We start from the raw sequence: 11,781 nt of genomic DNA, 5'->3' as shown, positions 1-11,781 counted from the left end.
TGCGCGCGATGCTCTAGTTGGTGCTCCGGAACAGATGGTTCAATGGGTGCCGCGCCCGGGGCGAGGCCGTGAACCCGGTCAGCCGCCGCGCCACCAGTGACCAGCGCACCGGCGCGCCCAGCGCGATATAGCCGTTATGCGCCTGCATCAGCGCCTCGGCCTGCGCCACCCGTGCCATGCGCTCGTCCAGGCTGCCGGCCGTGCTCGCCGCCTGCAACGTCGCCTCCGCCTGCGCGGAACAATGCACCTTCCGCGCGCAGCCGATCCGCCCCAGATACCAGAGCACGCTGTCATAGGCAGCAACCTCGTCGACCAGCCGCAGGTCGGCCTCCGCCTCCATCTCCACCCGCTCGACAGTGAGGCCGATCATGCTGAGGTCATGCCGCACCAGCCCGAACAGCATCGTCGCGCCCGGCCCCTTGGGCAGCGCCACGCGCAGCGTCGGCGGATCGCCATGCTCGCTGCGCCACCGCTTCATCACCGCCTGTCCCTGCGCCCATCGGTCGGCCATCGCCATGCCGGACCAATCGGGCACGGCGGGCGGTTCCGGCAGGTCGATCTGCCCCGGCACGATCTGTTCGGTCGTGGCCCATCCGCCGACCGGGAACATCACCGGCAACTGGCTGCGGTCGATGGCCATGGCGATCGCCCGCCGCACGCCGTCATCGTCCAGCAGCGTGCCGTTTCCCGTCACCGCCAGCCCCAGCAGCCCCTGCACCGGATCGATCCGCACATCGTCGCGATCCACCCCGGCGGGCACCAGCAGCGGCAGGTCGGCAAAGCGCCCGCCCAGCACCAGCGCCGCCTCGCCCTGCTGGAACCGCACGATCGCCAGCGCCGCCCGCTCCGCCCTCAGGATACGCGTCTGCCAGGCGGGCACCGGCAGTTCGTCGCCCGACTCGTTGGTCGCCCGCTCGACCGGCACCAGCTTCAGCGCCTTGCCCAGCGCCTTGTCCAGCGCCACGCGCCGATAGGGTCCGGTCCCGCCGTCGCGCGACAGCACCGCCATTTGCGGCTGCGCCAGCATCTGGAGCAGATAGGGGCGTGGCGTGGCCAGCCGGATCTCGATCACCTCGCCGGTCATCGCCACCACATCCTGCACCGCGTCCAGCGGTCCGTACGGGTCCAGCCGCCGCAGCATGTCGATGCGGGACATCAGGATGCGCCCGACATCCTTCGCCGTCACCCGCGCCCCGTCGGGCCAGAAGGCACGGCGCAGGCGGAAGATATAGCTGCGCCCGTCATCCTGCACGATCCAGCGTTGGGCGAGCGCGGGCAATATCTCCCCCCCGGCATCGAACGCGACCAGCCCCTGCGCCGTCGCCTCCAGATACAGTTTCGATCCCGGATCGGGAAGATAGTCGAGCGGCGTGGCGAAATCGGCGGGCGTGCCGATGACGCTCACCGCCACCGGCCCGCTGCCCTCGTCGGAACAGCCGCTCAGCGTCCCCAGCAGGGAAAGCGCCCCCAGCAGGGCAAGGCAGGCGAGAAAGGGACGGGGCGGGGCCAGGGACATGCCGGTAAAGGCTTAGCCCGGGAGAGTGCCGCCGCCAACCGCTCATGTCCCGCCGCCATCCTGTCCCAATGCGGAACAAGTTTTCGTTAACCATGACTTGGCCTTGGCTGAACCGCGCGCTGCGCCTATAACTTTGGATATGCGCGCCTTTTCCACCATCCTGCTGCTGTCCGCCGCCGTGACGGCCACCGCTCTGGCGCAGGGCGTCGCCTCGCCCTTCACCGTGGCGGAAAGCGGGCGGGCCTATGCGACGCTCAACGATGCGATCCGGGCCATCGGCAACGGCAAGGGCACGGTCATCGTCGCACCGGGCAGCTATGCCCAATGCGCGGTGCAACAGGGTGGCGACATCACCATCCGGGCGAAGCAGCCCGGCAGCGTGATCCTCGACGGCGTTGCCTGCGAACAGAAGGCGGCGCTGGTGCTGCGCGGCCGATCGAGCACGATCGATGGCCTCATCTTCCAGAATCTGCGCGTGCCCGACGGCAATGGCGCGGGCATCCGCCTGGAAAGCGGCGACCTCACCGTCAGCAACAGCCTGTTCCGCAACAGCGAGGAAGGCATTTTGACCGGCGACGCCCCCGGCAACAGCATCAGCATCGACAAGTCCACCTTCCGCCATCTCGGCCGCTGCGACCGCGATCTCGCCTGCGCCCACGGCATCTATGTGGGCCGCTATGGCAGCCTCAGCGTCACCCGCTCGCGCTTCGACCAGGGCGATGGCGGCCATTATCTGAAAACCCGCACGCCCCGCGTCACGATCGCCGGCAACAGCTTCGACGACAGCGCCGGACGGCTCACCAACTATATGATCGACCTGTCCAATGGCGCCAGCGGCACGATCAGCGGCAATGAAATGGTGCAGGGCCGGGACAAGGACAATTACAGCGCCTTCATCACCGTGGCGCCCGAGGGCCGCGAACAGGACAGCGCGGGCCTCACCATCACGGGCAACAGCGCCTCCTTCGTGCCGGGCCTGCAACGCAGCAGCAGCTTCGTCGCCAATTTCACCGACGACGCGGTAAGGATCGGCCCGAACCGGCTGGCCAGCGGGATCAAGATCACCGACCGCCGCTGAAGGACCCTCGCCCGCAATCAAACCCTCAATCAACCGTCAGCCCTGACCTGATCCGGGGTCCCGCTTCTTCACGGACCGACCGTGGAAAAGAAAGCGGGATGCCGGACCAAGCCCGCCATGACGAATGGCTTTTGGCTTAAAACGACCAGAAATTGCCATTGTGGGCCGGCCTGTGCTTTCTTCATAGCGGACATGCCTTCACTTCCATAGGATAGTGTGATGCGGATTGTCCCTATTCCCTTTATCCTATTGGCGCTCACCGCGTGTGATGGAGGTGAAGCGACCATACCGGTTGATCATGGCACCGGTTTTCGCGACGGCTATGTTGTGCAAGTTCAACGCTCCGGGACCATCGAATGGAACGGTCAAAAGCTCGATGATGCTGAATTTGTGCGTTACGTTCGGCAGTATGCGGCGATGCCCGTCGGCGCGGGGCGTTTGTGGATCGAATTTGCACCCGACGCTCCATCAGGCCGGATCGCGTTTGTGCGCCAATATGTGTTGGAGAGCGGTCTCTGTAAGCAGCGGAGATGCGTGGAAGGTTCGTGGGGCGCACGACGACCTGTCGTTAATTATGGCATCTCAGCAGCAGGCGACCACTTGTTGCCGTTAGATTTGTGGGCTTCCCAATCCAACAGCCGACTATCAGCTAATAATGCGCCGCCGCAATTTGCGCACGATTGAAACCGCCAAAGTGGCCGGTAAACCGCCGATAAGGCAGCCTATTGCGACCCAAAATACGAGCATGACAAGCATGATGGTGAACATGCCGAAATGCTCCCAAGTCGATATTCTCCAGGGCTGCATGAAGATCACGCCTAACCCATAGGAGAGTAGAAACGGCGAGCGGAAGCCGAGTCTTCGCTTCGAAATGAAGGCTGTACCAACAATCCAGACGGCAGCGATTACCGCTGCGACTGGGATCAGGAGGAAGCCCGATAAATCCATCAGAGAATGGTAACGTCAGTTTCTGGCTGTTACCAGCCTATAACCTGACAGTCCGCTCACCACCCAAAAAGCCCCCCTTGCACCCCCACGCCACCGCGCCGATAATCCCGCCATGCGCACCACCTACAACTCGGCCACCGTCCGCCTCTATCATCTCAGCGACGCCGATGGTGGCGGCGCGGCGACAACCCTGTTCTACGGCCCCTTGAACGAGGCGCTGCTCCTTGCCGAGCAACAGCCGCAGGATATGCAGGACGGCCTGTTCCTCGCCACGGACAATGATGTGGTGGCTTATCTCGATCTTATAGAGGGTTAGCCTTTCTTCCCCCACGCCCCCGCGCCATAGCCGGAACAAAGCCGGCCAAAACCGGTTGTTCCCGCAATGGCGGCGGGCGTCGATTGCGGCTTTGAAGGGGCCGTGAGGAGAAGGATGTCATGGTCACTCTGACCCCGCTGGAAGTGGGTTTGGCGCTTCTGGCGCTTGTCCTGGTGGTTGCGATCGCGATGATGGTCGCCGCCAATCGCCGCCGTGCCAATCTGCGCGCCAAATTCGGCCCCGAATATGGCCGGACGGTTGAAATGACCGGGAGCCAGCGCAAGGCCGAGGCCGAATTGCAGGAACGCGAGAAGCGCGTCGCCGCCTTCACCATCCGTCCGCTTTCGCCGCAGCAGGCCGATGCCTTCACCGATGCCTGGGTGCGGGTGCAAGCGCAGTTCGTCGATGATCCGCAGGGCGCGGTGTCGCGCGCGGACGTGCTGCTGACCGAAGTGATGGAGGTGCGCGGCTATCCCCTATCGGATTTCGAACAGCGTTCCGCCGACCTGTCGGTCGACCATCCCGAGGTGGTGCAGAATTATCGGTCCGCCCACGACATCGCGGTTCGCCACGCGCGGGGCGAGGCGGATACCGAAGACCTCCGCCGGGCAATGATCCACTATCGCGCGCTGTTCGACGATCTGGTGCATGAGCCGGTCGATCACCGCATGGCGCCCCGCGTGACCCGGTTGCCGCAGGATGATATGCCCAGGCATGACCTGCCCGGCTCCCATCTGCGTTAGATCGATGGCCAGAGATTGATGGCCACTCGGATGGCATCATCTGACGGCCCAGAAATGACGGCAAAGCCGTTTTGAGGGAAAAAAGGGGCGGACGGGTCCGGCGCAGCTCCGCCGGACCCGCCATGATCGTCCGTCCGCCATCACCTGTCCGCAAAGCCGAAGGGCGTATGGGTCCGCCGGAAATCCTCCGGCAGCATGTCGCGGCCGATCGGCGGGGCGGACCGGGCCATGCACTGGCTGCGATGGCACAGCCGGCATGTGACGCCGATCGGGGTCGGCTCACCGGCAGATTCGCCTGCCGCATAAATCAGCTTGTGCGCATGCTCCGCCGCGCAGCACAGCGCGATCGCCCGCTCGATCTTCGGCACGCCCCAGCCGCCGCCGCCCGCCGTCACCGTCCGCGCGATGGAGAAGAAGCGCTGCCCGTCCGGCAGTTCCAGCCATTGGGTCAGCACTTCGCGCGGCCGTTCGAAAGCATGGTGCACCGACCAGAGTGGGCAGGAACCGCCATGGCGCGCGAAGGGAAAGCCCGCGCTGTCCAACCGCTTGCTGACATTGCCCGCCTGGTCCACCCGCAGGAAGAAGAAAGGCACGCGCTCCTGCCCCGGCTTTTGCAGCGTGGTCAGGCGATGCGCGGTCTGTTCGAAACTGGTGCCGAACTGGCGGGCCAGCGCCTCCACATCGTATCGACGCGCCTCCGCCGCCTTCGCAAAGGCGCCATAGGGCATCAGGATCGCCGCCGCGGCATAGCTGGCCAGCGCCCGCCGGGTCAGCCGCCGTCCGCTCTCGCTGGCGAACTGGCCGTCCTTCAGCAGCGCCTCGAAATCGCGCCGCATCTCCAGATAGGCGATCTGCAACGCCAACTGGAAGGCCGTGCTCGCCCCGTCCAGCGCATCGTCCAGCAGCACGGCGTCGCGATGCCGGTCCAGCCGCCGCATCGATCCCGCCATCACCTCGGTCGGCAGCCGCCGCACCCGCAGATTATGCTTCGCCTTCAGCCATGCGGCCAATCCCCCGGCGGACAGCCCGCCCGCCGCCTCGGCCTCCGCCGCCAGCTTCTCCCCCGCATCGTCGAGCAGGGGAAAGCTGTTGCGCCGCGCCCCCAGGAAACGGCGCGATTCGGCGACCGGATCGGGCGCCTCCGCGGCCTCGGGCCGTTCCGCCCCCTGATCGGCGAGGGCCAGTTGCTCCTCGCGATAGGCCGTGTGCAGCCGCAGCAAGGCCTCGGTGATCCCCGGATAATTGACCGCGACATCGCCGGTCGCCAGCACCGGCAGGTCGATGTCCGCGAACATCGGGTCCTTCAGCACCGCCTGCAACCGCGCCGTCTGCTCCGCGCCGCCGTCGCCCGCCAGCTCGCTCATGTCCATCTTGTACGTGCGGGCAAGGCGCAGCAGCATGTCGGCGGTCAGCGGGCGCTGGTTGCGCTCCAGCAGCGCCACATAGCTGGCGGAAATCTCCAGGTCCGCCGCCATGTCCGCCTGCGTCAGGCCCAATTCCCGCCGCAGCCTGCGCAGGCGCGGCCCCATGTAAACCGGACGATCCTTGGCCATCTCGACAAACGCTCCTGTGCAGCCTTTACAACTTTACACGCAATTCTTGTAAAGTTCTACAACTGAACTTCACGCCCTCTGCCGCACCCGCGAAAGCCCTTCTAGAAAAGCGCCATCAATTCACCACCACATTCATGGAATCGAGCAGTCATGACCTACAGCCAGGAAATCACGAAGGCCGGCACCACCATCGGCGGTCAGGGCCATTGGGACGGCATCGCAGCCGAATCGGTCGCCCGGATGCGTCTCCAGAACCGCTTCCACACCGGCCTCGACATCGCCCGCTACACTGCCGGCATCATGCGCCGCGACATGGCCGCCTATGACGCCGATCCGGCCAACTACACCCAGTCGCTGGGCTGCTGGCACGGTTTCATCGGCCAGCAGAAGATGATCAGCATCAAGAAGCATTTCGGCACCACCAAGGGCCGTTACCTGTACCTGTCCGGCTGGATGGTCGCCGCGCTGCGCAGCGAATTCGGCCCGCTGCCCGACCAGTCGATGCATGAAAAGACCAGCGTTCCGATGCTGATCGAGGAACTCTATACCTTCCTCAAGCAGGCGGATGCCCGTGAACTGGGCATGATGTTCCGCGACCTGGACGCCGCCCGCGAAGCCGGCGACGAGGTCAAGGCGCAGAAGATCCAGCACGACATCGACACATATGAAACCCATGTCGTCCCGATCGTCGCGGACATCGACGCGGGCTTCGGCAATGCCGAGGCGACCTACCTGCTCGCCAAGAAGTTCATTGAGGCGGGCGCCTGCTGCATCCAGATCGAGAACCAGGTCTCGGACGAAAAGCAGTGCGGCCACCAGGACGGCAAGGTCACCGTGCCGCATGAGGACTTCCTCGCGAAGATCCGCGCGGTCCGCTACGCCTTCCTCGAACTGGGCATCGACGACGGCATCATCGTTGCCCGCACCGACTCGCTGGGCGCGGGCCTGACCAAGCAGATCGCCTACAGCAAGGAAGATGGCGACCTGGGCGACCAGTATAACAGCTTCCTCGACGTCGAGGAGGTCACGGACATCAACACGCTGCGCGGCGACGTTGTTCTGGCCCGCGACGGCAAGCTGTTCCGTCCCAAGCGCCTGCCGTCCAACCTGTTCCAGTTCCGCACCGGCACAGGTGAGGACCGCTGCGTCCTCGACTGCATCACCTCGCTCCAGAACGGCGCGGACCTGCTGTGGATCGAAACGGAAAAGCCCCATATCGAGCAGATCGCCGGCATGGTCGACCGCATCCGCGAAGTCGTTCCCAACGCGAAGCTGGTCTACAACAACTCGCCGTCGTTCAACTGGACGCTGAACTTCCGCCAGCAGGTGTTCGACCGCTGGACGGCGGAAGGCAAGGACGTCAGCGGCTATGACCGGGCGAAGCTGATGAGCGCGGATTATGACACGACCGAACTGGGTCTTGAGGCCGACGAGAAGATCCGCACCTTCCAGAAGGATGCGGCGGCCCGGGCCGGCATCTTCCATCACCTCATCACCCTGCCGACCTATCACACGGCTGCCTTGTCGACCGACAATCTGGCCAAGGAATATTTCGGCGAGGCGGGCATGCTGGGTTATGTCGAGGGCGTCCAGCGCAAGGAAATCCGCCAGGGCATCGCTTGCGTCAAGCATCAGAACATGTCGGGCTCCGACATCGGTGATGATCACAAGGAATATTTCGCGGGTGAAGCGGCGCTGAAGGCCGGCGGCGTCCACAACACGATGAATCAGTTTGCGGCCTAAAGGCCGCAGGGGAATCAGTTTGCAGCCTAAAGGCCGCGGGGCAACCAGTTTGCCGCCGAAAGGCTGCTGACAAGTCCGGATCGCGGAGGTGCAAGCTTCGCGATCAGGGTGGAAGGACTGGACGGCCCGGAGCGTCATGCTCCGGGCCGTTTTTTCATAAGGTCAGCTTGTCAACGCTTCGGCTGTTCCGCCTTTTGTCCGGAGGAGCGAGCGCCTATCCTCCGCGCGCCTTTCAGCAAGGGGAGAAGCCGCATGTCCTACACCCTCATCACCGCCAACCGGAATTATTCGAGTTGGTCGCTGCGCCCCTGGGTGCTGATGAAAGCGCTGGGCATCGCCTTCACCGACCGCGTGGAACCGTTCGCAGCGGCAGAGAATTACGCGGCCTTCCGCGATTTCTCGCCCACGGGTCAGGTGCCGGTTCTGGTCGACGGCGACCGCGCCATCTGGGATTCGCTGGGCATCACCCTTTATCTGGCGGATCGCCATCCCGCTGTCTGGCCACAGGCGGAGGGGGCGAGGGCCTGGGCGCAATGCGCCGTGGCCGAAATGCACGGCGGCTTTGCCACGCTGCGCAACGATTGCCCGATGAACGTCGGCGTGCGGGTGGAGCCGCATCTGCCCTCGCCCGCGCTCAACCGGAACGTCGCGCGGCTTGCCGAACTATGGGGGGAGGGGTTGTCCCGCTTCGGTGGGCCGTTTCTCGCCGGACCGGTCTTCACGGCGGTCGACGCCTTCTACGCGCCGGTGGTGTTTCGCGTGCGGACCTATGGACTGGAGGTCGGACCAGCCGCGAAGGCCTGGGTCGACCATATGCTGGCATTGCCCGCCATGCGCGAATGGGAAAGTGCAGCGCTCGCCGAAACATGGCGCGAGGAAAGCCATGAAGCGGAAATCGGCGCCGCCGGCCGCATCGTCGAGGATCATCGCGCCGTCTGACTGCCCGACCTTGCATCATCGCGGCATGGCTATCCGCGCCAACAGCAAAAATTGGCTGCTTTCCCCCTTTTCCCTCGTCCTGTCTGGGGCTAGGGGAAGGGGCTATGGTACAGCCCCGCACGCTCTATGAGAAGATTTGGGACGCGCACGTCGTCGAACGCCGTCCCGATGGAACCTGCCTGATCTATATCGATCGCCACCTCGTGCATGAGGTGACGAGCCCGCAGGCGTTCGAGGGGCTAAGGCTCGCAGGCCGCAAGGTGCGCCGGGCCGATCTGACGCTGGCGGTGCCCGATCATAACCTGCCAACCACGCCGCGCCGCGATGCGGCCGGCAACCGCATTCCCATCGCTGATCCCGAAAGCGCACAGCAATTGGCCGCGCTGGAAAAGAACGCGCCCGAATTCGGCATCCGTTACATTGGCGATGCGGATGCGGAACAGGGCATCGTCCATGTCGTGGGTCCCGAACAGGGCTTCACCCTGCCCGGAACGACGCTGGTGTGCGGCGACAGTCATACCAGTTCGCATGGTGCTTTGGGCGCGCTGGCCTTCGGCATCGGCACGTCGGAGGTCGAGCATGTGCTCGCCACCCAGACGCTGCTGCTGAAACAGTCGAAGACGATGGAAGTCGTGGTGGAGGGCGAACTGGGCCCGGGCGTCACGCCCAAGGATGTGGCGCTGGCGATCTGCGGCCGGATCGGCACGGCGGGCGGCACCGGCTATGTCATGGAATATCGCGGCTCGGTGTTCCGCGATATGTCGATCGAGGGTCGCCTGACTGTCGCCAACATGTCGATCGAGGCGGGCGCGCGTTCCGGCCTGTTCGCGCCCGACGAGAAGACCATTGCCTATCTGGAGGGACGCCCCATGGCACCCAAGGGCGCGGAATGGGACGCAGCCATCGCCTATTGGAGGGCGTTGGTGACGGACGAAGGCGCCGTGTTCGACAAGAGCGTCGTGATCGACGCCGCCGACATCGCGCCGAACGTCACCTGGGGCACCAGCCCAGAGGACGTCGTGCCGGTCACGGGGGTGGTTCCCGATCCCGAGAGTTTCGCGGACGCCTCCAAGCGGGCTGCCGCGCAGAAGTCGCTCGATTATATGGGCCTCACCGCCGGACAGCGGCTGGAGGATGTGGCGATCGAGCATGTGTTCATCGGCAGTTGCACCAACAGCCGGATAGAGGACCTGCGCGCCGCCGCCGATCTGCTCAAGGGGCGCCATATCGCGGCTGGCATCAAACATGCCATGGTCGTCCCCGGTTCGGGCCTGGTCAAGCGCCAGGCCGAGGCGGAAGGGCTGGACCGCGTCTTCCTGGATGCGGGTTTCGAATGGCGGGAACCGGGCTGTTCGGCCTGCCTGGGCATGAACCCGGACAAGGTGCCCGCGGGCGAGCGTTGCGCTTCCACCAGCAACCGCAACTTCATGGGTCGGCAGGGTCCCGGCGCGCGGACGCATCTCGTCTCGCCCGTCATGGCCGCCGCCGCGGCGATCACCGGCCATCTGACCGACGTGCGCGAATTGATGGGCGTAAAAAGGGGAGAGGCGGTCGCATGAAGAAAGTATTCTGGCTGCTGGCGCTGGGCGCGCTGGCCAGTGCCGCCATGGCGGCGACCCTGGGGCGCGCGGAAGAGACGCTCACCGCTTCGAAGACGCACCCCGGCGAAAAGCAGGCGCATTGATGGAAAAGCTGAATATCGTCGACGGCCGGGCCTATCCGTTCGGGATGAAGAATGTCGATACCGACATCGTCATCCCGGCGCATTGGCTCAAGACCATTTCCCGTTCGGGCCTGGGCAAGGGCGCGTTCGAAGTGCTGCGCAAGGAACCGGGCAACGTCTTCGACGATCCCGAATATACTGGCAGTCCGATCCTGATCGCGGGCGACAATTTCGGTTGTGGGTCCAGCCGCGAACATGCCGCCTGGGCGCTGGCCGACCTTGGCATCAAGGTGGTGATCGCACCCAGCTTCTCAGACATCTTCTCGGGCAATGCCTTCAAGAACGGCATATTGACCGTGGTGCTGCCGCAGGAGGCGATCGATCGGCTCATGGAAGTCGCCAAGAGCGATCCGATCCATGTCGATCTGGAGCATCAGACCGTCACGACCCAGTTCCAGGACCGCTTCCAGTTCGAGATCGATCCGTTCCGCAAGCATTGTTTGCTGGGTGGGCTGGACGAAATCGGCCTGACGCTGGGACAGGCGGATACGATCAGCCAGTTCGAGGCAAAGGATGCCGGAACGCGGCCCTGGCTCGTTCCCGTCGTTGCGTAAGCGGCGCGATCCTCCTATTTCGGACGAAACGATCCCATTTCTTTACAGGGTACAGGCATGACCACCTTCGACGACCGTGAAAAGGCCTTTGAAAACATGTTCGCGCACGACCAGGAGATGCAGTTCCGCATCCAGGCGCGGCGCAACCGGCTGCTCGGCGAATGGGCGGCGGCGAAAATGGGCCTGACGCCCGAAGAGACCGACGCCTATGCCAAGGCGGTCGTTCAGGCCGATTTCGAGGAAGCGGGTGACGAGGATGTCATCCGCAAGCTGCTGGGCGACATGACCCAGGCCGGTATCGAGATCGACGAAGCGGGCGTTCGCGCCGCTCTGGACGAGCAGCAGGTGATCGCCCGCCGCATGTTCATCGAAGCCCAATAAGCATCAGGATCATTCCACCGTGCCGATGGTTGCCGAAGACATTGCGGACATGATCCGCGCCGCAATCCCCGATGCGCAGGTCGAGATCACCGACCTGGCCGGGGACGGCGATCATTATGCAGCGCGCGTCGTTGCGGAGAGTTTCCGGGGCATGAACCGCGTCGCGCAGCAGCGGGCAGTCTATGCGGCGCTGGGCGGACGCATGGGCGGCGTGCTTCATGCCTTGCAACTGACCACCGCCGTTCCCAATTAACGGCCATCGGACAATATGTGCGCCAGACTGCGGC

13 protein-coding genes are annotated in these 11,781 nt (G+C 64.6%); 11 read left to right on the top strand and 2 right to left on the bottom strand.

The genetic code is table 11. From position 1 onward, the window contains the following. Positions 1–13: 13 nt before the first annotated feature. A complete protein-coding gene (locus CAF53_RS05900) occupies positions 14–1,516 on the bottom strand; it encodes an ABC transporter substrate-binding protein (protein WP_100237570.1) in 1,503 nt (500 codons plus the stop codon). A gap of 139 nt (positions 1,517–1,655) precedes the next feature. On the opposite strand from CAF53_RS05900, the gene CAF53_RS05895 reads away from it, so the two are divergent. The 4 genes from CAF53_RS05895 to CAF53_RS05880 all read left to right on the top strand — a co-directional run bounded on the left by CAF53_RS05895 (position 1,656) and on the right by CAF53_RS05880 (position 4,601). Then, positions 1,656–2,594, top strand: coding sequence for a right-handed parallel beta-helix repeat-containing protein (locus CAF53_RS05895; RefSeq protein ID WP_100237569.1), 939 nt, complete (start codon positions 1,656–1,658; stop codon positions 2,592–2,594). 219 nt (positions 2,595–2,813) lie between these two features. Next, entirely contained in the window at positions 2,814–3,278 is a 465-nt protein-coding gene (locus CAF53_RS27020; protein ID WP_157035774.1) for a hypothetical protein, read from the top strand. A gap of 376 nt (positions 3,279–3,654) precedes the next feature. Further along, the gene (locus CAF53_RS05885) at positions 3,655–3,858 is read left to right on the top strand and encodes a hypothetical protein (RefSeq protein ID WP_046761788.1); all 204 of its coding nucleotides are present in this window, start codon (positions 3,655–3,657) and stop codon (positions 3,856–3,858) included. A gap of 119 nt (positions 3,859–3,977) precedes the next feature. Beyond that, complete coding sequence (locus tag CAF53_RS05880; RefSeq protein WP_197707371.1) at positions 3,978–4,601, top strand: hypothetical protein; 624 nt, start codon at positions 3,978–3,980, stop codon at positions 4,599–4,601. A gap of 140 nt (positions 4,602–4,741) precedes the next feature. Here the strand turns inward: CAF53_RS05880 and CAF53_RS05875 are convergent, their stop codons facing one another. Then, a complete protein-coding gene (locus CAF53_RS05875) occupies positions 4,742–6,154 on the bottom strand; it encodes a helix-turn-helix transcriptional regulator (RefSeq protein ID WP_100237568.1) in 1,413 nt (470 codons plus the stop codon). Between the two features lie 150 nt (positions 6,155–6,304). Between CAF53_RS05875 and CAF53_RS05870 the strand changes: the two genes are divergently transcribed. From CAF53_RS05870 to CAF53_RS05845, 7 genes are all read left to right on the top strand, one after another. After that, the gene (locus CAF53_RS05870; RefSeq protein WP_100237567.1) at positions 6,305–7,897 is read left to right on the top strand and encodes an isocitrate lyase; all 1,593 of its coding nucleotides are present in this window, start codon (positions 6,305–6,307) and stop codon (positions 7,895–7,897) included. A 252-nt stretch (positions 7,898–8,149) separates the two neighbouring features. Next, positions 8,150–8,836 carry a glutathione S-transferase family protein gene (locus CAF53_RS05865; RefSeq protein WP_100237566.1) on the top strand — a complete coding sequence of 229 codons (687 nt, stop codon included), beginning with the start codon at positions 8,150–8,152 and terminating at the stop codon, positions 8,834–8,836. A 104-nt stretch (positions 8,837–8,940) separates the two neighbouring features. Further along, a complete protein-coding gene (gene leuC / locus CAF53_RS05860; protein ID WP_046761784.1) occupies positions 8,941–10,395 on the top strand; it encodes a 3-isopropylmalate dehydratase large subunit in 1,455 nt (484 codons plus the stop codon). Next, positions 10,392–10,520: a hypothetical protein gene (locus CAF53_RS29010; protein ID WP_269748601.1), complete on the top strand. Its 129-nt coding sequence runs from the start codon at positions 10,392–10,394 to the stop codon at positions 10,518–10,520. The genes leuC and CAF53_RS29010 overlap by 4 nt, the downstream gene beginning before the upstream one ends. Beyond that, a complete protein-coding gene (gene leuD, locus CAF53_RS05855; RefSeq protein ID WP_046761783.1) occupies positions 10,520–11,113 on the top strand; it encodes a 3-isopropylmalate dehydratase small subunit in 594 nt (197 codons plus the stop codon). The genes CAF53_RS29010 and leuD overlap by 1 nt, the downstream gene beginning before the upstream one ends. 57 nt (positions 11,114–11,170) lie before the next feature. Further along, the gene (locus tag CAF53_RS05850; RefSeq protein ID WP_046761782.1) at positions 11,171–11,494 is read left to right on the top strand and encodes a DUF1476 domain-containing protein; all 324 of its coding nucleotides are present in this window, start codon (positions 11,171–11,173) and stop codon (positions 11,492–11,494) included. A 19-nt stretch (positions 11,495–11,513) separates the two neighbouring features. Next, positions 11,514–11,747, top strand: a complete 234-nt coding sequence (locus CAF53_RS05845; RefSeq protein ID WP_100237565.1) for a BolA family transcriptional regulator — start codon at positions 11,514–11,516, stop codon at positions 11,745–11,747. The last annotated feature ends 34 nt before the right edge of the window (positions 11,748–11,781 follow it).

Origin of the sequence: Sphingobium sp. LB126 (assembly GCF_002795205.1) — a bacterium.
Taxonomy (GTDB): domain Bacteria; phylum Pseudomonadota; class Alphaproteobacteria; order Sphingomonadales; family Sphingomonadaceae; genus Sphingobium; species Sphingobium chungbukense.
Note: the sequence above shows the minus strand (reverse complement) of the source record. Positions and strands in the feature narration are given on the sequence as shown.

What these genes read in the sequence shown, in the direction of transcription:
- CAF53_RS05900 (WP_100237570.1), bottom strand. Translation starts at nt 1,516, where the DNA reads ATGTCCCTGGCCCCGCCCCGTCCCTTTCTCGCCTGCCTTGCCCTGCTG.
- CAF53_RS05895 (WP_100237569.1), top strand. Translation starts at nt 1,656, where the DNA reads ATGCGCGCCTTTTCCACCATCCTGCTGCTGTCCGCCGCCGTGACGGCC.
- CAF53_RS27020 (WP_157035774.1), top strand. Translation starts at nt 2,814, where the DNA reads ATGCGGATTGTCCCTATTCCCTTTATCCTATTGGCGCTCACCGCGTGT.
- CAF53_RS05885 (WP_046761788.1), top strand. Translation starts at nt 3,655, where the DNA reads ATGCGCACCACCTACAACTCGGCCACCGTCCGCCTCTATCATCTCAGC.
- CAF53_RS05880 (WP_197707371.1), top strand. Translation starts at nt 3,978, where the DNA reads ATGGTCACTCTGACCCCGCTGGAAGTGGGTTTGGCGCTTCTGGCGCTT.
- CAF53_RS05875 (WP_100237568.1), bottom strand. Translation starts at nt 6,154, where the DNA reads ATGGCCAAGGATCGTCCGGTTTACATGGGGCCGCGCCTGCGCAGGCTG.
- CAF53_RS05870 (WP_100237567.1), top strand. Translation starts at nt 6,305, where the DNA reads ATGACCTACAGCCAGGAAATCACGAAGGCCGGCACCACCATCGGCGGT.
- CAF53_RS05865 (WP_100237566.1), top strand. Translation starts at nt 8,150, where the DNA reads ATGTCCTACACCCTCATCACCGCCAACCGGAATTATTCGAGTTGGTCG.
- leuC (WP_046761784.1), top strand. Translation starts at nt 8,941, where the DNA reads ATGGTACAGCCCCGCACGCTCTATGAGAAGATTTGGGACGCGCACGTC.
- CAF53_RS29010 (WP_269748601.1), top strand. Translation starts at nt 10,392, where the DNA reads ATGAAGAAAGTATTCTGGCTGCTGGCGCTGGGCGCGCTGGCCAGTGCC.
- leuD (WP_046761783.1), top strand. Translation starts at nt 10,520, where the DNA reads ATGGAAAAGCTGAATATCGTCGACGGCCGGGCCTATCCGTTCGGGATG.
- CAF53_RS05850 (WP_046761782.1), top strand. Translation starts at nt 11,171, where the DNA reads ATGACCACCTTCGACGACCGTGAAAAGGCCTTTGAAAACATGTTCGCG.